General features: G+C 77.4%; 19 protein-coding genes. 11 read left to right on the forward strand and 8 right to left on the reverse strand.

Features of this window, described 5'->3' with window-relative positions; genetic code table 11:
* Positions 1-71: 71 nt before the first annotated feature.
* Positions 72-1,307 carry a cysteine desulfurase-like protein gene (locus tag WDV85_RS11520; protein ID WP_339570739.1) on the forward strand — a complete coding sequence of 412 codons (1,236 nt, stop codon included), beginning with the start codon at positions 72-74 and terminating at the stop codon, positions 1,305-1,307.
* A gap of 9 nt (positions 1,308-1,316) precedes the next feature.
* Positions 1,317-1,925 carry a GNAT family N-acetyltransferase gene (locus tag WDV85_RS11525; RefSeq protein ID WP_339570740.1) on the forward strand — a complete coding sequence of 203 codons (609 nt, stop codon included), beginning with the start codon at positions 1,317-1,319 and terminating at the stop codon, positions 1,923-1,925.
* 55 nt (positions 1,926-1,980) lie between these two features.
* On the opposite strand, the gene WDV85_RS11530 is transcribed toward WDV85_RS11525, so the two are convergent.
* Positions 1,981-2,733 carry a TetR/AcrR family transcriptional regulator gene (locus WDV85_RS11530; protein WP_339570741.1) on the reverse strand — a complete coding sequence of 251 codons (753 nt, stop codon included), beginning with the start codon at positions 2,731-2,733 and terminating at the stop codon, positions 1,981-1,983.
* A gap of 212 nt (positions 2,734-2,945) precedes the next feature.
* On the opposite strand from WDV85_RS11530, the gene WDV85_RS11535 reads away from it, so the two are divergent.
* Both WDV85_RS11535 and WDV85_RS11540 read left to right on the forward strand, forming a co-directional pair.
* A complete protein-coding gene (locus tag WDV85_RS11535; RefSeq protein WP_339570742.1) occupies positions 2,946-3,656 on the forward strand; it encodes a GAF and ANTAR domain-containing protein in 711 nt (236 codons plus the stop codon).
* A gap of 137 nt (positions 3,657-3,793) precedes the next feature.
* Positions 3,794-4,708, forward strand: a complete 915-nt coding sequence (locus tag WDV85_RS11540; protein ID WP_339570743.1) for a manganese catalase family protein — start codon at positions 3,794-3,796, stop codon at positions 4,706-4,708.
* A 511-nt stretch (positions 4,709-5,219) separates the two neighbouring features.
* On the opposite strand, the gene WDV85_RS11545 is transcribed toward WDV85_RS11540, so the two are convergent.
* The gene (locus tag WDV85_RS11545) at positions 5,220-5,999 is read right to left on the reverse strand and encodes an STAS domain-containing protein (protein ID WP_339570744.1); all 780 of its coding nucleotides are present in this window, start codon (positions 5,997-5,999) and stop codon (positions 5,220-5,222) included.
* A gap of 325 nt (positions 6,000-6,324) precedes the next feature.
* Here WDV85_RS11545 and WDV85_RS11550 point away from each other — a divergent pair, with 325 nt between their 5' ends.
* On the forward strand, positions 6,325-7,194 hold the full coding sequence (locus WDV85_RS11550; RefSeq protein ID WP_339570745.1) for a GAF and ANTAR domain-containing protein: 870 nt from the start codon (positions 6,325-6,327) through the stop codon (positions 7,192-7,194).
* Between the two features lie 43 nt (positions 7,195-7,237).
* Complete coding sequence (locus tag WDV85_RS11555; RefSeq protein WP_339570746.1) at positions 7,238-8,230, forward strand: quinone oxidoreductase family protein; 993 nt, start codon at positions 7,238-7,240, stop codon at positions 8,228-8,230.
* 58 nt (positions 8,231-8,288) lie between these two features.
* On the opposite strand, the gene WDV85_RS11560 is transcribed toward WDV85_RS11555, so the two are convergent.
* A complete protein-coding gene (locus WDV85_RS11560; protein WP_339570747.1) occupies positions 8,289-8,642 on the reverse strand; it encodes an STAS domain-containing protein in 354 nt (117 codons plus the stop codon).
* 227 nt (positions 8,643-8,869) lie between these two features.
* Here WDV85_RS11560 and WDV85_RS11565 point away from each other — a divergent pair, with 227 nt between their 5' ends.
* Both WDV85_RS11565 and WDV85_RS11570 read left to right on the forward strand, forming a co-directional pair.
* Positions 8,870-9,325 (forward strand): hypothetical protein, encoded by a 456-nt coding sequence (locus WDV85_RS11565; RefSeq protein WP_339570748.1) that lies wholly within the window; start codon positions 8,870-8,872, stop codon positions 9,323-9,325.
* Between the two features lie 64 nt (positions 9,326-9,389).
* Positions 9,390-11,528 (forward strand): S8 family serine peptidase, encoded by a 2,139-nt coding sequence (locus WDV85_RS11570; RefSeq protein WP_339570749.1) that lies wholly within the window; start codon positions 9,390-9,392, stop codon positions 11,526-11,528.
* Positions 11,529-11,552: 24 nt separating this feature from the next.
* On the opposite strand, the gene galK is transcribed toward WDV85_RS11570, so the two are convergent.
* From galK to WDV85_RS11585, 3 genes are read right to left on the reverse strand one after another with little or no spacing between them, the layout of a single operon-like run.
* Positions 11,553-12,899 carry a galactokinase gene (gene galK / locus WDV85_RS11575; protein ID WP_339570750.1) on the reverse strand — a complete coding sequence of 449 codons (1,347 nt, stop codon included), beginning with the start codon at positions 12,897-12,899 and terminating at the stop codon, positions 11,553-11,555.
* Entirely contained in the window at positions 12,896-14,062 is a 1,167-nt protein-coding gene (gene galT, locus WDV85_RS11580) for a galactose-1-phosphate uridylyltransferase (RefSeq protein WP_339570751.1), read from the reverse strand. Before galT ends, galK begins: the two co-directional genes overlap by 4 nt.
* On the reverse strand, positions 14,059-14,859 hold the full coding sequence (locus tag WDV85_RS11585) for a DeoR/GlpR family DNA-binding transcription regulator (protein WP_339570752.1): 801 nt from the start codon (positions 14,857-14,859) through the stop codon (positions 14,059-14,061). Before WDV85_RS11585 ends, galT begins: the two co-directional genes overlap by 4 nt.
* A gap of 766 nt (positions 14,860-15,625) precedes the next feature.
* Here WDV85_RS11585 and WDV85_RS11590 point away from each other — a divergent pair.
* From WDV85_RS11590 to WDV85_RS11600, 3 genes are all read left to right on the forward strand, one after another.
* The gene (locus WDV85_RS11590; RefSeq protein ID WP_339570753.1) at positions 15,626-16,006 is read left to right on the forward strand and encodes a DUF805 domain-containing protein; all 381 of its coding nucleotides are present in this window, start codon (positions 15,626-15,628) and stop codon (positions 16,004-16,006) included.
* A gap of 1,103 nt (positions 16,007-17,109) precedes the next feature.
* Positions 17,110-17,841, forward strand: a complete 732-nt coding sequence (locus tag WDV85_RS11595) for a cutinase family protein (RefSeq protein WP_339570754.1) — start codon at positions 17,110-17,112, stop codon at positions 17,839-17,841.
* A 122-nt stretch (positions 17,842-17,963) separates the two neighbouring features.
* Positions 17,964-19,328 (forward strand): methyl-accepting chemotaxis protein, encoded by a 1,365-nt coding sequence (locus WDV85_RS11600; RefSeq protein WP_339570755.1) that lies wholly within the window; start codon positions 17,964-17,966, stop codon positions 19,326-19,328.
* Positions 19,329-19,410: 82 nt separating this feature from the next.
* Here WDV85_RS11600 and WDV85_RS11605 read toward each other — a convergent pair whose 3' ends face one another.
* Positions 19,411-20,337: a carbohydrate ABC transporter permease gene (locus tag WDV85_RS11605; protein ID WP_339570756.1), complete on the reverse strand. Its 927-nt coding sequence runs from the start codon at positions 20,335-20,337 to the stop codon at positions 19,411-19,413.
* Positions 20,334-21,206 (reverse strand): carbohydrate ABC transporter permease, encoded by an 873-nt coding sequence (locus WDV85_RS11610; protein ID WP_339570757.1) that lies wholly within the window; start codon positions 21,204-21,206, stop codon positions 20,334-20,336. The genes WDV85_RS11605 and WDV85_RS11610 overlap by 4 nt, the downstream gene beginning before the upstream one ends.
* Between the last annotated feature and the right edge of the window lie 11 nt (positions 21,207-21,217).

The raw sequence follows: 21,217 nt of genomic DNA on the forward strand, positions 1-21,217 counted from the left end.
CCGACCGGCGGTGGCGCGACGGCCGCGCGTCGGGGCTGCCCCGGCCCGGCCCCGGTGCCAGGGTGGCGGGCGTGAGTGACACGAGCACCGCACCGCCCCTCGACCTCGACGGCCTGCGCGCGCAGGTGCCCGCCCTGGGCGAGGGCATCGCCTTCTTCGACGGCCCCGGCGGCACGCAGGTGCCGGCGCCGGTGGCGGACGCCGTCGGCGCGATGCTCGGCTCCGCCGTCTCCAACCGGCACGGGCCGCACCACGCCAGCCGCCGGGCCGAGGAGGCCGTGGCGGCGGCCCGCCACGCGGTGGCCGACCTCGTCGGCGGCGTCCCCGAGGGCGTCGTCCTCGGCCCGTCGATGACGCACCTGACGTACGTCATGGCGGGCGCGCTCGCCAAGGGCTGGGGCGAGGGCGACGAGGTCGTCCTCACGCGGCTCGACCACGACGCGAACGTGCGCCCCTGGGTGCAGGCGGCGGCGCGGGCCGGTGCGTCGGTGCGCTGGGTGGACGTCGACCCCGCGACGGGCGAGCTGGTCGAGCCGCTCGCGGCGGTCACGGACCGCACCCGGCTCGTCGCTGTCACCGGCGCGAGCAACGCCCTCGGCACCCGCCCGGACGTCGCCGCGATCACCGCCGCGGCGGACGCCGTGGGAGCCACCTCCTACGTCGACGGCGTGCACCTGACGCCCCACGCGCCCGTCGACGTCGCCGAGCTGGGCGCCGACCTCTACGCGCTGTCGCTGTACAAGCTCATGGGCCCGCACATGGCGGCCGTCGTGGCGGACCCCGTCCTCCTCGAGGGGCTCCAGCCGGACAAGCTCGTGCCCGCCTCGGACGAGGTGCCGCTGCGCTTCGAGCACGGCACCCCGCCCTTCGAGCTCATGCCGGGCGCGACCGCGGCGGTCGACCTCCTCGCCGGCCTGGTGCCCGGCGGCCCCGACGACGACCGCCGCACCCGCGTGGTCCGCTCCGCGGCCGCCCTCGAGGCGAGCGAGGAGCGGGTGTTCGCCCGCCTCCTCGACGGGCTGACGGGCACGGACGCCGTCACGGTCGTCGGCGCGCCCGCCCGCCGCACGCCCACGGTCTCCTTCCGCGTCGCCGGCGCGAGCCCCCGGGAGACCTCGCGCTGGCTGGGCTCGCGCGGGGTGGCCGTGAGCGACGGCGACTACTACGCGCGCGAGCTCGTCGAGGTGCTCGCGCTCCGCGCGTCCGGCGGGATGGTGCGCGCCGGCGTGGCGCCGTACACGAGCCACGACGACGTCGACCGCCTGCTGGCCGCCGTCGCCGAGGTCGCCGACGGCGCCCGGGTCTGAGGGGGCGCTGTGACGGACGGCGGTGTGACGGGCAGGGGAGTGACGGACGGCGGCGTGGCGGACGGGACGGCGCGGCTGCGGACGGCCGCCCTCGACGACGTGCCCGCGGTCGTGGCGCTCGTCGAGCGCGCCTACCGCGGCGAGGCCAGCCGGGGCGGGTGGACGACCGAGGCCGACCTCCTCGAGGGCCAGCGGACCGACGCGGCGTCGGTCGGCGAGCTCGTGGGGGCGCCGGGCTCGGAGGTGCTGCTGCTCGAGGAGGACGGCGCCCTCCTCGCCTGCTGCCACGTGCGCCTCCTGCCGGCCGCGGGCGGGCCCCGACGGGCCTACGTCGGCATGGTCGCCGTCGACCCCGCGCGCCAGGGGAGCGGGACGGGGCGCGCGGTCCTCGACGCGGCCGTCGAGCACGCCCGCAGGCTCGGCGCGCAGGTGCTCGAGATGACCGTCATCACCCAGCGCACCGAGCTGGTGGCCTGGTACGAGCGGCGGGGGTGGCGGCGCACGGGCGAGCAGCGGCCCTTCCCCTACGGCGACGAGCGCTTCGGTCGCCCGCGGCGCGGCGACCTGGCCTTCGACGTCCTCGAGCGGTCCCTCGCCGGGCCGTCGGCGGGCGTCTGACGGCCCACGGGCGCGCGGCGGCCCCGCTCACGCCGCGGGCGCGCGGCGGCCCCGCTCACGCGTCGACGACGTCTCCCTGGCTGTCGAAGCAGCGCTCGAGGACGGCGGTGAGCGCCTGGGAGCGCGCCGTCGAGGAGAGCGAGCCGGCGCGGCGGGAGCCGCTGAGGTGCACCGCGCTCAGCAGGCCGGTGATGCTCGCCACGGCGATGACCCCCTCCGGCGGCACGGACTCGTCCACGACGCCCTCCGCGGGCGCACCGGCGGCCGGCGGCACCGGGCCGCGCCCGTCCTGGCCGCGGGCCCCGAGGACGGCGTCGTCGCTGCGCCCGCGGGTGGCGGCCATCTCGCGGGCGACGCCCAGCGCCACGAACTCCGACCAGGTGTCCTCGACCCGCTGGGCGACGCCGTCGTCCGTCGCCGCCGTCCTCAGCAGGGAGCGCCAGTAGTCGCGCGTCTCGGGGTCGTCCCAGCAGCGCTCGACGAGCCCGGCCAGGTAGGCGGCGCGCTCGGCGCGCGGCAGGGCCGCCATCGCCTCGAGCTGGTCGTCGAGGGCGCTCGGCCGCTGCACCACCTGCTCGAAGAGGTCCTGCTTCGTCGAGAAGTAGTAGCGCACCAGCGCCGGGTCGCAGTCGGCGTCGCGGGCGATGGCGCGCGTCGAGGCGCCGTCGTACCCGTGGTCGGCGAAGGACCGCACGGCCGCCTCGGTGATGCGGCGCCGGATCTCCCCGCGGGCGCCGCGGGGCCCGCGGGTCGGGGCGCTCGCGGTGGGCGCGGCGGGGGAGGCGCCGTCCTCGGTCGGGTCTTCCACCGTGCTCGTCCTCCACTACGTCGTACACCAGCCCCTGCGGGTGCATCATCGCCCGAGGTCTCGCCCGGCGCCCGGCGCCGTGCCGGTGGCCGCCGCGTCTTCCAGATCGCGCGGGTGCTCCTACGCTGGGGAAGTCGCGGTCCACATGACGGGCGGCGACCGAGGGCGTCGCACGGGCGGCGCGGAGGGGGGGACCCGTCGTGGACGCAGACGTGAGAGAGCGCTCCCACGGCCCCTCCGGTGGTCCGGCGCCGCACGTGGCCGAGGTGGCGGTCGCGCGGCGGGTGGCCGAGGAGGTCGCGGCCGACCGCGTCGCGCTCGTGCTCATCACGGGCGACGAGCACTACCCCGTGCGCGGCTCGGACGCCGTGCTCGTGCGCCTGGCCGAGCAGGAGCGGCTGGCCGGCGAGGGTCCGGGCACCGACGTCGCCCGGACGACCCGGGCGACCTGCGTGGGCGACCTGCACGAGGCCGTCGTGCGGTGGCCGGCGCTCGCCGCCTGCGGTCCGCCGGCGCAGGTGCGGACGCTGCAGCTGCACCCCCTCCTCGGCCGCGGCGGCGACGACCGCCCGCAGGTGCTGGGGATGCTCGCCCTCAGCCGCTCGCGGGTGCGTCCCTTCTCCGCGGCCGAGACGGCGGTGGTGGGCCACCTGGCGGACCTGCTCTCCCACATGCTGCAGGCGCGGGCGCTCGACGACCTGGCCGCCGACGAGGCCGGCCGCCTCGGGGGGCGGCTCGACGAGGTGCTGGACCCCTCGGCCCACGTGCTGCCGATGGCGGTGGGCCACCTCATGGTCCGCGAGGGCCTCGGCGAGGACGAGGCGCTCCTGCTGCTCGAGCGCCGCGCCTCCGCGTGCGGCCGGTCGGTGCACGACCTGGCGCGCGAGGTGGTCCGCAGCGGACCGAGCGCCGTCGACACCTGACGCGCGGCCCCTCGCAGGAGGCGCACGGTCGTCCGCCGAGGGCGCCCGACGGGCGGGTCCGGGGCAGGAGGGGCAGGCTCGCGGCGGGGGCTGGAGCAGCGCGGCTCCCTGGTACCTCGCGCACCGCAGGAGGCCCGATGTTCCGCCACGTCAAGGAGCTGCAGTTCGAGGCGAAGCCGGAGAAGCCGGACGCCCTCTACGCCATGAAGTTCCAGGAGATCCTGGGCGGCCAGTACGGCGAGATGACCGTGATGATGCAGTACCTCTGGCAGGGGTGGAGCTGCCGCGTGCCGGGCAAGTACAAGGACATGATCATGGACATCGGGACGGAGGAGATCGCGCACGTCGAGATGCTCACGACGATGCTCGCGCGGCTCCTCGAGGGCGCCCCGGCCGAGACCACGGCGGCCGCCGCGGCCGCGAACCCCGTCCTCGCCGCCACCCTGGGCGGCCAGAACCCCCAGCAGGCCATCGTGGCCGGCGGGGGCGCCATGCCGACGAACAGCATGGGCGTGCCGTGGAACGCCGGCTACATCGTCGCCAGCGGCAACCTGCTGGCCGACTTCCGCGCCAACGCGGCGGCCGAGGCGCAGGGCCGGCTCCAGACGTCGCGCCTCTACGGCATGACGGACGACCCGGGCGTCAAGGCCATGCTGAAGTTCAACCTGGCGCGAGACACCTGGCACCAGCAGCAGTGGCTCCTCGGCATCGAGCAGCTCATCGAGGAGGGGTACTCCGAGGTCGTCGAGCACTCGAACGCCGAGGAGGAGGACCAGCGCTGGAACAAGGCCTTCTACTCGCCCAACCCCGGCAGCGCGGCGGGCGAGGGCCGGTGGGCGCAGGGGCCGACGCTGCTCGGCGACGGCGACATCGAGTTCGTCGCCGACGCACCGCCGCTCACCGACGACGACGGGACGCTGCCGGCGCCGGACCCGAACCTCTTCGCGACGTACGACGGCTCGCAGGGCCCCGGGACGCCGGGCACGCCCGGCGGCCGGGCGAAGGGGGCCGCCGAGGGCGTCGTCGGCAAGATCAAGGACGCGCTCGACTGACCGGGCCGGGCCCGCCCGCGGCGCGCCCAGCGCCCGGGCGGGCCCACCACCCGCTCCGCCGCACGAGCACCGTCCGCCCGACCAGCAGGGCCCGCAGGACCAGCACCGCCCGCACGACCGCGCCACCAGCCACGGGGGCGCCCGCGCAGCACCCCCGGGGGTCCCGTGCGCCGACCGCCCCGCCCCACCGTCCTCTCGCGCACCCTGCACGTCCTCGGGGCGCCCTTCCCCGGTCCGCACCGGTCCGCCGCCGGGCCTCGCCGCCCTGACCCGCCGCCCGGTCGGAGGTCCCGCCGGCGAGGGACGTCCTCCCGCGGGGCGTCCGCCCTGCTGCGCGAGCTCGACGCCATGGCCGAGGACGTGGAGGGCGCGCGGCCGGGCGCGGCCCGTGCCGGCGCCGTCGAGGACGAGCCACCCGCGGGGAGCCGCTGACCGGCGCGGTCCCGCGGCCGGCGGACGCACCCGGCCGAGGAGGTCGTCGGAGCCGGTCCGCTCCGGGCGTCGGCCGCCGTCAGGGCAGCGGCGACCCGTCCACGGCGCGCACCCCGCAGCCGAGCTCGCGCAGCCGCTCCACCGCCGGGCGCAGCGACGCCGGGACGTCGCCGGACGGGGCGTCCACGAGCAGCACCAGTCGCGCCGGGTCGAGCCCGTGCTCGGCGAGGGCGACGCGCACGCGGCCGGGGGTGCCGGCGTGCCGGACCTCCTCCTCCGCGAGGCGCACCTCGACGCGGCGGGGTCCGCGGTCGCCGAGGGCGTCGTCCCAGGCGGTGAGCTGCGCGCAGGCCGCCCGCACCGCCCGGGCGCCGTCCGCTCCAGCGCCGACCGCTCGGGCGCCGTCCGGCCCGGCGCCCCCGCGGCCCCGCCGCGGGAGCACCTCCACGGCGTCCGCCCGTCTCCCGGCCCGGAAGCCCAGCACGAGCGCGCCGGCGCTCCCCCCGCCGTCGTCCTCGGACGCCTCCACGAGGAGGGCGGTCGCCCCGCCCGTGGCGGCGAGGACGCGGGTCACCGCCCTCGAGGGCGCGCGCACGATGAGGCGCCCGCCGGCGCGGGCCGCGGCGTCCTCGAGGAGGCGCAGGCCGGTGCAGTCGGCGAAGGGCACGTCCCGCGCGTCGACGACGAGGTCCTCGCCGTCCGCGAGCGCGTCGGCCGCCTCGTGCAGGGCGGCCGTCCAGCGCTCGCAGCCCCCGAGGTCCAGGTCGCCGTGCAGGACGACCCGAGGGGCGCCGGCGCCGGACGGGTGGGCGCGCTGGAGGACGACACCGGCGTCGTCGGGTCCGTGCTGTCCGCTCATGCGGGCTCCCAGCGTCCCGTCCGGTGACCGCCGTCGTGCTCCAGCGGGGAGAGGGGGGGCGCAGGGGGAGAGTAGGGCAGACCGGGCGCGTGGTGCCCGGTGCGGTCGAGCGGGCCGGTCGGCCGTGCTCTCGTCCGGAGCCGGGCGCCGGTGCACCGCGGTCGGCGGGACAACAGGTACCTTTCCTCCGCCCGCGGAGGCGGGGCGCCCGCCGCCCCGCCGAGTTGAGACGCCAGCTCGCGCGTGGCCGCCGTCGGGGTCTGGCCGAGCTCTGGCGAGCGCTAGTGCGCGCCGGCAGGCGCACGAGGCCGCAGGACCACCGCACATGTCGTCGCACGACCCGAGCGAGCCGCGCCCCCGCGCCCCGGAGCCCTCCTCCCCGCCGCCGGCGCGGCCCACCCCGCCCGTCCCCGCCCCGCCCTCGCCGCCGGCCCCCGCCCCCGGGGGCGCGGGCGCCCCGGCCCCGGCGGCGCACCCCGCGCTCGCCGCCCTCGGGCAGATTCCGCTCGACCAGCCGCTGGGTCACGTCCTGCAGCAGGTCTGCGACCTCGCCGCGCAGGTGCTCGTCGACGTGGACGCCCTCTCGGTGACGCTCGTCGACGAGGCCGGCGGCGCCCGCAGCGCCGCCTTCGCCGGTGTCGTCGCGGCGACGCTCGACGAGCGGCAGTACGAGGACGGCTTCGGGCCCTGCATGGACGCCGCGCGCTCCGGCGGGGTCGTCCGGATCCGCGACACGGGCGCCGACGCCACCTACCCGGGCTTCAGCGCGCTCGCGCACCGCCAGGGGGTGACGTCGGTCGTCTCGGTGGGCGTCCCCTGGGCGGACCGGGTCGTCGGCGCCCTCAACCTGTTCAGCACCGGCGGCGCCGTCCTCGACGACGAGGCCGTCGAGGTCGCCGGGGTCTTCGCCGGGTACGCGGGGGCGGCCCTCGCGCACGCGGCCCTGCTCACCTCGACGGCGGAGCAGGCCGGTCAGATGCAGGAGGCGATGCGCTCGCGCGCCGTCATCGAGCAGGCCAAGGGCGTCCTCGTCGCCGCCCTCGGGCTCGAGCCGGAGGAGGCCTTCGCCGAGCTGTCCCGGCGCAGCCAGCGGACCAACACCAAGCTGCGCGACGTCGCGGCGCAGGTGGTCGGGCAGGCGCTGCGGGCCCACGCCGGCACCGGGACCGACGCCGACGGCGGTGACCGCGCCTGAGGCCCACCGGGCGGGGCCGCGGCGCGCGCGGCAGGCTCGGTGCATGAGAGCAGCGCAGGTGCGGCGCACGGGCGGGCCGGAGGTCGTGGAGGTCGTCGACGTCGAGGAGCCGCGGCCCGGGCCGGGCCAGGTGCTCGTCGAGGTGGACGCCGCGGGCGTCAACTTCATCGACACCTACCACCGCAGCGGCACCTACCCCGTGGCGACGCCGTTCGGCCTCGGCCTGGAGGGCGCCGGCCGGGTCGTCGCGGCGGGCGAGGGCGCGGACCTCGCCGAGGGCGCGCTCGTGGCCTGGAAGCAGGCGCCGGGCAGCTGCGCCGAGCGCGTGGTCGTCGACGCCGCGGAGGCCGTGCCCGTGCCCGACGGCGTGGACGCCGAGACGGCGGCCGCGCTCATGCTCCAGGGCCTGACCGCGCAGTACCTCTGCGCGTCGACGTACCCCGTGGCGCCGGGCGACGTCGTCGTCGTGCACGCCGGCGCGGGCGGCGTCGGCCTCCTCCTCACCCAGATGGTCGTGCTGCGCGGCGGTCGGGTCCTCGCGACGACGTCGACGCCGGAGAAGGCCGAGCTCGCCCGGGGCGCCGGCGCCGAGGAGGTGCTGGGGTACGACGACTTCGCCGCGCGGGCCCGCGAGCTCACCGACGGGGAGGGCGTCGCGGCCGTCTACGACGGCGTGGGCCGGGCGACCTTCGCGCAGGGCCTCGACGCGCTGCGCCCCCGCGGCACCATGGTGCTCTTCGGCGGCGCGAGCGGGCAGGTCGAGCCGCTGGACCTGCAGCAGCTCAACGCGAAGGGCTCCCTCTACGTGACCCGGCCCTCGCTCGCGGCCTACACGCGCACCCGCGCGGAGCTGCTCGAGCGGGCCGGCGCCGTGCTCGGGGAGGCGCGGCAGGGGCGGCTCTCGGTGCGGGTCGGCGGGCGCTACGCCCTGGAGGACGCCGCCCGGGCCCACGAGGACCTCGAGGGCCGCCGGACCACGGGCAAGCTCCTCGTCCTGCCCGAGGGCGCGGCCGAGGCGGAGCTCGGGCGCAGCTGAGCCGTCCCGGCCCCCCACGAGGTCGGCGCGGTCGGGCGGGGCGCGGTCGGGGGCGCGGTCAGGCGGCGACGGGGCCCGTGGCGGACCGCCGGAGCGGGCTCGCCGGCCCGGCGACCAGGCGGGCCAGGCCGTCGACGGCGTCACCGCTGCGCGAGAGGCGCACCCGGTCGCCGCCGAGCACGAGGCAGCGCTCGAGCGCGGTCAGCCCGCAGCAGTCGACGAACGCGACGGCCGAGACGTCGAGGACGACGTCGGCGCCGCCGTCGACGAGGGCCAGGACGTGGTCGGCGAGGCCCGGGGCGGCGGACAGGTCGAGGTCGCCCGACAGCCGCACCTCCACGGACGGGCGCCGGGGACGCCGTGCCCGGGGGGTGGTCGAGCGGGTGCGCGGAGCAGTGGTGGCGGTGGTCACGTCGTCTCCCGGGGCCGGGGTCGTCGTCCGCGGGCGACCTGGTGCCCCCAGGGCACACCCGCGGGCCGTGAGGGACGTGGGCGCCGGCTGGTGGTCTCCTGGGCGAGCGGGACGCCCCCGCCGGGAACCGCGTGGGGACGGCGGTGCGTCCCACCGCCATGAGGACCGGGAGCGGGACGGCGACGGCGCCGAGGGGGCCGGCAGGGAGGAGCTCGGCACGACGGGCCGTGCTCGTGCTCGCCGTCGCCGCCGCGTGCGGGGCCTGCGGGGACGGGGGAGCGCCCGCGGCCGGCGGACCGGCGTCACCACCCGCCCCGTCGACGTCACCCGCCCCGTCGACGTCGGCAGCGCCGCCGCCGACGGGCAGCGGCGCGCCGCCGTCCGCCCCCGGCGCGGGGCCCGCGGCGGGCTCGTGCCTCGCGGCGGTCGAGGTGGCGGGGAGGACCTACGTGTGGTGGGAGCCCCCGGCGGGCGTCGAGCCGCCGCCGCCGACGGGGCCGGAGCTGGCGGCCCTCGTCCCGCCCTGCGCGGACGCCGACCTCTACGAGGGCGTGCCGACCACGCCGTCCCCGGTGCGGGTGCGTGCGCTCGCGGGCGTCCCGGTCGAGGAGGCCGTCACGCTCGCCGGACGCGTCCACCTGGCCGACCCGTCCTCCCCGCCGGCGGCGCTCAGCGCGCCCTGAGGTGGCAGCGCCGTTCGTGCGGAAGCCCTCCACTCCCCGGCCCGGGCGACCGATGATCCGTGGCGTGACCCGAACACGCCGCGCCGGCACGACCCTGCTCACCGCTGCCGCCCTGGCGCTGCCGGCGGCCGCACCGGCCACGGCGGCGCCCGCGGTCGCTGCCGCGTCGACCGCGGTCGTCGAGCAGCTCGAGGGCGTGCTGCCGGAGGAGGTCGCGGAGGAGCTGCCCGCCCGGGCGGCGGCCGAGGTGGCCGACGCCCTCGTCGAGGACGGTGACGGCGCCGTCGTCGCGCTCGCCGTCCCGACCGACGACGGCGGCCTGACGGTCGAGCGCGTCCCCGTGGAGCCCGCGGAGGCGGTGGACGTCGTCGAGCTGCTCGAGGCGCTGCCCTCCGTGGAGGCCGCATCGGTCGACTCCCGCGTGCGCGCCATCGGCGAGGTCGCGACCTCCGCGCGGGTCAGCGCCTCCGCCGCGCCCGACCCGCTGCGCAGCCGGCAGTGGGGCCTCGACGCCCTCGGCGCGGAGCGCCTGCGCGCGCTCGCCGCCCCGGACGCACCCGTGGTCGCGGTGGTCGACACCGGCGTCGACGGCCGGCACCAGGACCTCACGGGTGCGGTGCTGCCCGGCCTGGACCTCGTCCGGCCCGGCGGAGACGGCTGGCGCGACGAGAACGGCCACGGCACGCACGTGGCCGGCACGGTCGCCGCCCTCGTCGGCAACGGGCTGGGAGGCCAGGGCGTCCTCGCCCGCGCTCGGGTGCTCCCGGTCCGCGTCCTCGACGGCGCCGGCGAGGGCTACACCTCCGACATCGCCGAGGGCGTGCTCTACGCCGCGGAGCAGGGCGCCGACGTCGTCAACCTCTCCCTCGGCGGTCCCGGACGGGACCCGGTGCTGGCGGCGGCCGTCGCCCACGCCGTCCGCAGCGGGGTCGTCGTCGTGGCCGCCATGGGCAACGAGGGGCAGGAGGGGTCCCCGACCTCCTACCCCGCCGCGCTCCCGGACGTCCTCGCCGTGACCGCCCTCGACCGCACCCGGGCACGGGCGCCGTACTCGTCGCAGGGCGGGCACGCCGACCTCGCGGCGCCCGGCTCGGACGTCGTGTCGACGATCCCCGGGAACCGGTACGCGAGCGCCGACGGCACCTCCATGGCGGCCCCCCACGTGTCCGCGGCGGCCGCCGCCCTGGCCGCGGCCGTCCCCTCGGCGACGCCGGCCGAGGTCTCCGCCGCCCTCACCTCCACGGCCGACGACCTCGCGACCCCGGGGCGCGACCCCGGCACCGGGTACGGGCTCGTGGACCCGGACGAGGCGATCGCGCTCCTGCGCGCCAGCACCGCGGTGCTGCCCGCGGCGCCCCAGCGACCCGTCGTCACCTCGAGCGACCGCCGCGCGGTCGTCTCGTGGTCCGCGCCCGGGACCACCCGGGGTGGTGGCCGTCCCACCTGCTACGAGGTCGAGGTGCGCGGGAAGGGGCAGCCGGTCCAGCGCCCCGTCCTCGACCCCGGCACGACGACCTGGGCGGCCACCGGGCTCGTCAACGGCCTCGGCTACGAGGTGCGGGTGCGCGCCCGCAACGACGCGGGCGTCGGGCCGTGGACCGCGACCGTGGTCGCCCGGCCGGCGACGAAGCCCTCCGCCCCGCGCGGCCTCGCCGTCCGTGACGGCGACCGCTCGGCCGTCGTCAGCTGGTCGCCCCCCGCCTCCCACGGCGGCTCGCAGATCACCCGGTACGACGTCGTCGTCCGCGGCAAGGGGCAGCCCGAGCAGCGGCTGAGGACGACGGCCCGCTCCCTGCAGGTCACCGGCCTCGTCAACGGGCTGGGCTACGAGGTCCGCGTGTCCGCCGTCAACGCCCAGGGCGGGTCCCCCACCGCCTACGTCGTCGCCCGCCCGCGGACGCTGCCCTCGGCGCCCCGCTCGCCGTCCGCGTCGAGCGGGTCGACCCGCGACCGGGCCGCGACCGTGACGTTCCGCTGGGCGGCCCCGAGCTCGCACGGCGGTGCGGCGATCACCGGGTACCGCGTGGTGGTGCGGGAGAACGGCACCACCCGCGACGTCACGCTCACCGCGCCGAAGGGCGCGACGTCGCTCACGGCGAGCGGCCTGCGCCGCGGCGCCGGGTACACCGCCGTGGTCCGGGCGGTGAACGCGGCGGGTACCGGCCCGGCGTCGGCGCGCACGGCCGCCGCGACCGCCCGGTAGCCGCCGGCCGCGGCAGCCGGCGTCTCAGGCGACCCGCTCGGCCCCGGCGGCCGCGACGACGGCGACGAGCTGCGGCCGCGGGTGCCCGGCGTCCGCGCTCGCACGGCCCACGGCGTCGGCGACGGCGTCGACGCCGTCGGCCCGCACGAGGGCCACCGCGGAGCCGCCGAAGCCGCCGCCCGTCATGCGCGCGCCGAGGGCTCCCGCCTCGCGCGCGGCGTCGGTGACGACGTCGAGCTCGGGGGAGGACACCTCGTGGTCGTCACGCAGGGACGCGTGGGAGCCGTCGAGGAGGGGGCCGATCTCCTGGGGCCGGTCGGCGCGCAGGAGCCGCACCACCTCGCGGGTGCGCTCCTCCTCGGTGAGCACGTGCCGCGCCCGGCGGACGACCTCGTCGTCCGCCCCGGCCGCCCGCAGCCGCTCGAGCACGGGCCCGACGCCGTCCTCGCCCGCCGCCCGTGCGAGGTGCCGCACCCCGAGCAGCTCGGCCGCCCGGGTGCACGCGGCCCGTCGCTGCGCGTACTGCCCGTCGACGAGGCGGTGGGGCGCGCGGGTGTCGACGACGAGGAGCACGAGCCCGTGCTCCTCGAGGGCGAGGGGCACCTGCTCGACGGACCCGTCGGCGGAGTCCAGCAGCAGGAGGTGACCGGCGCGGGCGCGCAGGGAGGCCTGCTGGTCCATGCCGCCCGTCGGTGAGCCGGCCACCTCGTTCTCCGCGCGCACGCAGGCCGCCACGAGGTCGGCCCGCAGGGCGTCGTCGTCCTCGTGGCCCAGGAGGTCGGCGACGGCGAGGGCGGTCGAGCAGGTGAGCGCGGCCGAGCTCGACAGCCCGGCGCCCACGGGCACGTCGGAGGCGACGGCGAGGTCCACGCCCGGCACGTCCCGTCCCGTCCCGCCGCTGCCCGTCCCGCCGCTGCCCGTCCCGCCGCTGCCCGCCGCCCCCTGGCCGAGGGCCCACAGCACACCGGCCGGGTAGGCGGGCCAGCCCTCCACGGAGCCGGCGCGGCCGCCCTCGCCCGGGCGGACGTCCGCCAGCGCGCCCTCCCACGGCTCGTCCGGGGCCCAGGCCGACACGAGGCGCACCCGTCCGTCCTCGCGGGGGCGGACGGCGACGAGCGTGCGGTGCGGCAGCGCCAGGGGCAGGGAGGTGCCCCCGGCGTAGTCCACGTGCTCGCCGACGAGGTTCACGCGCCCCGGGGCGGCCCAGACGCCGGCGGGCTCGCCGCCGTGCGCGGAGGCGAAGACCTCGCGCACCTGCGCCAGCAGGCGCGCCGGGTCCGGGTCGGGCACCCGGTCGACGCCGGTCCCGCGGGCGGGCTCCTCGCGCACCGTCTCCACGCTCGCCGTCGTGTGGTCCGTCGTGCCGCTCACCGGGCCACCTCCCGCAGCCGCTCGGCGATCGCCTCGGGCGTCCTGTCGTTGATCCACGCGGCCACGCCCGACTCCGAGCCGGCCAGGTACTTGAGCTTCCCGGGCGAGCGCAGCAGCGAGAACGCCTGCAGGTGCAGGCGCCCGAGGTCGCGGCCCTCGCCGGTCGGGGCCTGGTGCCACCCGGAGATGTAGGGCAGGTGCTCGACCTCGTCGAAGAACCGGTCGAGCCGCTGCACGAGGTCGAGCTGGACGTGGGCGAGCTCCTCGCGCTCGCCGTCCTCGAGCGCGGCGAGGTCGGGGACGTCGCGGTGCGGCGCGAGGTGCACCTCGACGGGCCAGCGCGCCGCCGCGGGCACGTAGGCCGTCCAGTGCTCGGCCTCGAGGACCACGCGCGTGCCCGCCCGCTTCTCCGCGGCGAGGACGTCGGCGAGGAGGTTGCCGCCCGTGCGCTCGCGGTGGGCGCGGGCCCGGCGCAGCAGCGCCTGCGTGCGGGGCGGCACGAACGGGTAGGCGTAGACCTGCCCGTGCGGGTGGCGCAGGGTGACGCCGATCTCCTCGCCCCGGTTCTCGAAGCAGAAGACCTGCGCCACGTCCGGCAGCGCGGACAGCTCCTCCGTGCGGTGCGCCAGCGCCCGCACGACCGTCCGGAGGCGGTCGACGCCCAGGTCGCCGAAGGACGCGTCGTGGTCGTCGGAGAAGCAGACGACCTCGGTGCGCCCGACGGCGCGGCCGACCGGCCACAGCTCCTCCCCGTCGAGGAGCGTGCCGTCGTCGGGGCCCGTGGCGACCTCGGCGAAGGAGGGGAACCGGTTGTCGAGGACGGCGACGTCGTAGGCCCGCGCGGGCACCTCCGACGGCTGCCCCGAGGAGCCCTCGCTGCCGCTGGGGCACAGGGGGCACTGCCCGGCCGGGGGCAGGAAGGTCCGCGTCATGCGGTGCGCGGCCACGGCGACCCAGTCGCCGGTCAGCGGGTCCTGCCGCACCTCGCCGGCGCGGCCGCGGTCGGCCTCCGTCATCGGCCGCTCGTCGGGGCGCGGGCGGTCGGCGCCGGAGCCGCCGTCGTCGTCGTAGTAGCGCAGGGTGCGGCCGTCGGCGAGGCGCTGCTCGGTGCCGGGGCCGCGCACGGCGGACGTCCGGGCGGTGGGTCGGTCGGGCGGGGTCACGAGGGGTCCTCCTGGCGGGGGCGGGGTCCGGTGGGGGCGAGGACGAGCCGGCCCGCGCGGGCGGCGGCCTCCTCGCGGGCGGCGGGCGGGAGGCCGTCGTCGGTGACGAGGACGTCGACGTCCTCGAGCGGCAGCGCGGCGGCCAGGCCGACGACGCGCCACTTCGAGGAGTCGGCGAGGACGACGACGCGGCGCGCGGCGCGGGCCAGCGCCCGGTCGGTCTCGGCCTCCTCCAGCGTCGGCGTCGTCAGCCCGCGGGCGGGGTCGACGCCGTGGGCGCCGAGCAGCAGGACGTCGACGTTGACCGCCTCGAGCGCGCGGACGGCGACCGGGCCGACGAGGGCGCGCGACGGCGTCGGCCGACCCCCGACGAGGAGCACCTCCGCCCCGCCGGGCGCGCCGGCGAGCAGGTCGGCCACGGGCAGCGAGTTCGTCACCACGGTGAGGCCGGGCACCTCGCGGAGCAGTCCTGCGGCGAGGTGGGTCGTCGTCCCGGCCGAGAGCGCCACCGACGAACCGGGCGGCACGAGCGCGGCGGCCTCGCGGGCCACCGCCGTCTTCGCCGCGACGTGCAGCCCCGACTTGGCGGCGAAGCCGGGCTCCTCGGTGCTCGGCGCCCGCAGGGCCATGGCGCCGCCGTGCACGCGGTCGAGCAGGCCGCGCCCGGCGAGCTCCGCGACGTCGCGGCGCGCCGTCATCTCCGAGACGCCCAGCTCCTCGGCCAGCTCGGCGAGGCGGACGGCGCCGCGGGCGCGCACGAGGTCGGCGACGGCCTGGCGGCGCTCCTCGGCGAGCACGGCACCTCCCGGTCGGGCGGGGCGACGCCCGGAGATCGCCGGCCCGCGTGGTGTTCGACCGTGTCAGGTGCTGTTCGAGGCTGTCAAGCCCCGCCTGGGTCAGGCGGGGGAGGGCCCGAGGCGGAGGTGCGGACGGCGACATCGAGGTCGCGGTCATCACGGCGGCCGTCCGTGGCAGCGACCTCGATGTCATCGCCGAGATGGATCTGTCGTGTGGGGTGTGGCTGCGCGATCGACCGCGACCTCCGTGTCACGTCGTGGGGAGCGGCGCCGAGCTGCGTGGACGTCATCCGGTCACGGGCGGCGCGTGCTCGCCTCTCCTCGTCGTCGGGCGGCCGCGCCACTGATGTGAGCGACCGCGGCAGGACCCACCCCAGCGAGACGACGAGGCCGAGCACCACGAACTACGCCTCCGCGTCATCGCCGAGGCGGTCCGGCAGGAGGGCCGCGATCCAAGCCGCATCGACGGCGGAGCAGGAGACCGCGAAGGCCGCAGAGCGATCAGCTGTCGACGGTCGCTCCTGCCGCCACGGGAGGGCACGTCGCTGGTCGCTCGACCCGCCACCATCACGGACCCGACGCCATCGCAGGCAGGTCCATGTCGTGAGCGACCGTTGCGCAGTCGATCGGCGACTGGGAGGTCCGATGAGCGGCGGCACCAGCGAGTCATCGAGGGCCGGCCCAGATCGCCCTGTTCGTGTCATAGCGGCCGGTCCTGCACGGTGCAGGGGCGCCGTCCAGTCGTCGACCGCAAGGAAGTGGTCCCGTGTCGCCCGTCGAAGCCGTCCGCACCGTCTTCAGCAAGTACGCCGTCTTCTCCGGACGGGCCCGCCGCTCCGAGTACTGGTGGTTCTGGCTCTTCGCCATCATCGCGACCACCATCACCGCGTCGCTGGATGCATGGATCTTCGACGTCGAGTGGGGGCAGTACCGGCTCTTCAGCATCGTCCTCATCCTGGCCATCGCCCTGCCGAGCATCGCCGTGGCCGTCCGCCGCCTGCACGACACCGACCGCAGCGGCTGGTGGTACCTCATCGGCCTGGTGCCCCTCATCGGGGGCATCGTGCTCCTGGTCTTCTACGTGCAGGACTCCCGCGAGCCGAACCGCTTCGGGGCACCTCCGAAGGAGGCCGTCACGGCACCCTGACCGGACCCCGTCCCTCACGACGCGAGACGCTGGCCGTTCCGCGAGCGGTCGCTGGCCGGACAGCGTCCCGCTGTCGATCGCCTCGCGGTGACGGACTCCTCGTCCGTTCCCGCCAAGCCGGACGCGATCGCAGGAGCACTTGACAGACACGGACGGGTGAGAGACGAGGAGCGCCGACAAGGACGTCGCGGGCACCCGTGGTGGCAACACCGCCTGTCGACTCCCCGGCGGTCGCTGCTGGCTGCTGTGTGGTTCTGCCTGCTCGGCGTGCTGTGGATCGCTCTCTGGCCGGCGCGGCTGCTCGCCGACGACCCAGCCGGCTGGGTGGTTGCGTCGGTCGTCGCAGCAGCGGTCGGTTGGGTCGTCCTGGCAGGCGCACAGGTGGCAGGAGCCATCGCGCACCGTCGTGATGAGGTCAGCGCACGTGGTTGACCGGAGAGCGATCGCTGGCCGGACAGCGTCCCGCTGTCGATCCTCGACCGGACAGGCCGTGCTGAGGGGTGGCGCCGGGGACGGCTCGCCGCCGCTCCTCCACTCCCGCGCTCAGCGCGAGATGGAGGTCGCGGTCACTCGTCGAGCGGATCCGTGACCACGACCTCCATCTCGGCGACGACGTCGAGGTCGCAGTCACGGAGGGCCGCCGCGGTGGCTGCAGCCTCGATGTCGCGACCGGCCGGGACACGGTCTGGCCGCCGTCCCAGCAGGCGACCCTCGACCGGGGACGACGCAGGCCACGCCGCCGCAGGCGCAGTGGTCAGCGGGCTGCGTCCCGCTGAACCGCCCGGAGACCGGTCCCGGCCAACGTCCGGCATGTGGAGCAGTGCGAGCCTGGCCTGCGGGAGACGAGAGGTGAGGAGCCCGCTCGCCAGCCTGGTGGTGGCTCGAGCGTGCAGGCCCTGCCGCCGGCTCCGTCCCTGACGCCGCGCACCCATGGCGCCGGTCGATCCGGGGTGCGGAGCCGTCACCGTCTGGTGACGCACGCGCGGTACCGGCGCCACCGTCAGGACCGCGCAGAGAAGAGGCACGCGGGCGTCCGGTCTGCGCCGTATCGTCCGATCGGCGCCGTCCGGTGCCCTCGTGGTCGACACCCCGCCGAGGTCCCCGTGCACCCCTCTCCTGCCGCCTCCCGACCGACCGTCGTCGTGCGCCGGCGCCGCACGGCCCTCGCGGCGACCGCCGCCCTGGCCGCGAGCGTGCTCGCCGCCGAAGTCGTCGGCGCAGGCCCCGCTGCGGCCGCCGCGCCTCCCTGCGCCGACGTCGAGGTCGTCGTCGCCCGTGGCACGGGGGAGGCCCCGGGGCTCGGCGGCGTCGGCCGCTCCTTCGCGCGGGAGCTCGCGGCCGCCCTGCCCGGCCGCACGACGACGACGCACGCCGTCGCCTACAGCGCGGAGCAGACCCGCGAGAGCGTCGAGCAGGGCGCCGCGGACCTCGCCGCCCACGTCGAGCGCCGGATCGACGAGTGCCCCGGCACGCAGGTCGTCGTCAGCGGCATGTCGCTCGGCGCCGCCGTCGTCAGCCTCGCCGCGGCGCGGGCGTCCGGCCGCGAGGGCGGCCGGGCCGTGCCCGCCGCGGACGCCGACCGCGTCGCCGCGGTGGTCGTCTTCGGCAACCCGCTGGGCAGCCTCGGCCTGTCGCTCGACGAGCTCGTGCCCGAGCTGAGCGGCCGCTCGCGCGACTACTGCGCCACCCTCGACGACGTCTGCGGCCGCTTCGAGCCCACCCTCGTCGGCGGGCACGCGTCGTACGTCTCCGGCGGCGCGACGCGCGAGGGGGCCGCCTTCGCGGCGGCCCTGGTGGGGGAGTCCGCGACGGCCGGGCGGGCGCCCGAGCGCTGACCGCCGGCCGCGCCGCTGCTGCGGACGGGTGGCGCCCGCCGCCCGGGAGCGCTGCGGCGCGAGTGCCGACCCGACCTGCGGAGCGGCTCAGGCCCGGCCGGGTACCGGCCGACAGGAAGGGCATGCCCGAGACCGCTCCCGACCACCGCGCCGGCGTGCTGGGCCTCCCGCGCGGGGGCGCCCTCGACGACAGCGCCTTCGCCGCCCGGCACGCGATGCTGTGGTGGCTGCTCGTCGCGCACGTGCCCGTCCTCGCCGTGCTGGCGGTGTGGCACCTGCGGTCGGCGCACGGGGGAGCCGGGCACCACGGCGGAGCGGCCGGCGGGATGACCGCGGGCGCGGTCGTCGTCGGCGTGCAGCTCGTCGCCGTCCTCGCGCTCGCCGCCCTGGCACGGGCCGACCGGCGCCAGCCCGTCCGCGCCGGCGCCGTCGGGCTCGGCCTCATGGTCTGCGCCGGCGTGCTCGTCCACGTCGGCGGCGGCCTCACCGACCTCCACATCTGGTTCTACGTGCTCCTGGCCGCCGTGGCGCTGTACCAGCAGTGGGTGCCGTTCGTGCTGGCCGTGGTCTTCGTCGCCGTCCACCACGCCGTCATGGGCGTCTGGATGCCCGCGGCCGTCTTCACCACCCCGGCGGCCCTCGAGCACCCCGTGCGCTTCGCGCTGCTCCACGCCGTCTTCGTCCTCGCCGAGGGCGTCTTCCTCGCCTACGGCTGGAAGTACACCGAGGCCGCCGAGGCGGCCCGCCGCGCCGAGGCCGAGCGCGCCGCGGAGCGCCACCGCTCCGAGGCGGCCGTGCACGCCCAGCTCGGTGAGGAGCGCCTGCGCGCGGCCGAGCAGGAGGCCGAGGCCCTGCGGGCCCGCCACGAGCGGGCGGACGCGCTGCGCGGCCGCCTCGTCGCGCTGCAGGAGGGCGGCACGCGCCTCAGCCAGGACGTCGCCGTCGCCGGGACCGTCATGGGCGGGCTCCAGCAGGCCATCGACGAGATCAGCCGGGCCGCGTCGAGCGCCACGACCACCGCGCGCCGCGCGGACGAGGAGGCCCGCGAGAGCGCGGCCGCGGTGGCCCGGCTCACCGCGACCATCGGCCAGATCGACCAGATGGCGACGGCGATCGGCGCCATCGCCGGCCAGACGAACCTGCTCGCCCTCAACGCGACCATCGAGGCCGCCCGCGCCGGGTCCGCCGGTCGCGGCTTCGCCGTCGTCGCCGGCGAGGTGAAGGAGCTGGCGCAGGAGACCTCGCGCGCCACCGAGCGCATCAGCGCGGTGGTGGACACCGTCCGCGGTGACGTGGCGGCGGCCGCCCGGACGCTCGAGGGCATCCAGGACGTCGTCGGCGGCGTGGTGGCCGCGCAGGCGACCATCGCGGCGGCCGTCGACGAGCAGTCCGCCGCGACCGCCCAGGCCCAGCAGGCCGTGGCGGGTGCCACGTCCGAGGCGGCCGCCATGGCCGAGCAGCTGGGGGCCGTCGCGCGTCTCGCCTGAGGCCGCTCCCGCCCGACGTCCGGCCCGCCCGACGTCCGGCCCGCCCGACGTCGGGCCGTGCCGGACGTCGAGCGGCCCGGCCTCAGCCCTTGACCGACCCCGCGTTGAGCCCGGCGATGAGGTAGCGCTGGGCGATGAACGCGAAGACGAACACGGGCAGCGTCAGCAGCAGCGAGGCCGCGCCGGCCTGCTGGAGCAGCGGCAGCGTCTGGCCGAGCTGGGTGGCGATGAAGACGGGCACCGTGGCGCTGTTGACGTCGGTCAGCACGACCGCCGTCAGGTACTCCTGGAAGGCGAAGAGGAACATGAAGAGCGCCGCCGTGATGATGCCCGGGCCCATGAGCGGGATGATCACCCGGCGCAGCAGCGACAGGCGCGTGCAGCCGTCGATCATGGCCGCCTCGTCGATCTCCCGCGGGATGGCCGCGAAGAAGTTGCGCAGCAGCCAGATGGAGAACGGCTGGTTGATGGCGACGAGCGCCAGCGCCAGGGCGATCCGCGTGTCGTAGATGCCGAGCGTCCGCGCGATCTCGTACATCGGCAGCACGACGGCGGTGCGCGGCAGCGCGCGGAAGACGAGCGCCGCCACGAGCAGGGCCACCGAGACCCAGCTCGGGGACCGGGAGAGGGCGTAGGCGGCCGGGAGCCCGATGACGAGGGCGATGGCCGTCGAGATGACGGCGACGAAGGCCGTGTTGATGAGGTACTGGTAGAAGTTCGTCGTCTGCCAGAGGTTGACGAAGGCGTCGAACGTCGGGGTGAAGGTGAACGTCGGCGGGTTGAGGAAGGCCACGCTCGTCGGCTTGATGACCGAGAAGGCCGTCCACAGCACCGGGCTCAGCATGACGACGCACACGACGGCGAGGACGACGCCCGCGACGACGCCGCCGATGCGCGAGGTGCGCGGCCCGCGGGGCCGGCGGTACAGCTCGCCCCGCCCGGCGTCCGCGCCGCGGGTCGTCGTGGGCCGCTCGGCGGCCTCCGGGTCGACGGTGCTCTGGTCGCTCACGCGTTGCGCCCCTCTCGTGCGGTGTCGCGGATGAAGGGCAGCAGCATGATGACGATGAGGACGATGAGGAGGACGTTCATCGCGCTGCCGAGCCCGAGGCGCTGGCCGCCGTCGAGGAAGGCCTGGTTGTAGATGTAGAGCACGAGCGACTCGTTGCCGATCTGCACGGCCTGCGGCGACAGCGGGATGAGCTGGTCGAAGAGGCGGAGCACGTCCATGATGCAGATGAGGGCGACGAAGCCGATGACCCCGCGGATGCTCGGGGCGATGACGCTCCAGTGGGTGCGGAGCGTGCCGGCGCCGTCCATGCGCGCCGACTCGAGCAGCTCCGTCGGCACCCCCTGCAGGCCCGCGAGCATGACGAGCATCGCGAAGGGCAGCAGGAACCAGACCACCGAGGCCCCGACGAGGCCGCGGTTGGCCCACGTCTCGGTGAACCACAGCACCTGCGGCAGGCCCAGAGCGCGGATCAGCTGGTTGACGACGCCGCCGAAGTTGTCGTTGAACAACCAGGAGAACATCGTGCCGCCGACGAGCCCGGGCACGACGTAGGGCACGAGCAGCAGGCCGAGCACGACGGGGCGGGTGCGGCGGCCCAGGCGGTTCACGAGGACGGCGAGCACGTAGCCGCCGAGCACGAGCACCGTCACCGTCGTCAGCGTGATGACGACGGTGAAGGACACGGCGGAGAGGAACCGCGGGTCCGAGAAGGCCTCGCGGTAGTTGTCCAGGCCGACGAAGGTGCCCGGCTGGCCGTAGCGCACCCGCTGGAAGCTCCACTCGACCGTCCGGTACAGCGGGACGACGAGCAGCGCGAACATCACGAGGACGCTCGGGCTCACGAGCAGGGCGTAGTCACGTCTGCGCACAGCGGCTCCTG

Origin of the sequence: Pseudokineococcus sp. 5B2Z-1, from assembly GCF_037482305.1 — a bacterium.
Lineage (GTDB): Bacteria > Actinomycetota > Actinomycetes > Actinomycetales > Quadrisphaeraceae > Pseudokineococcus.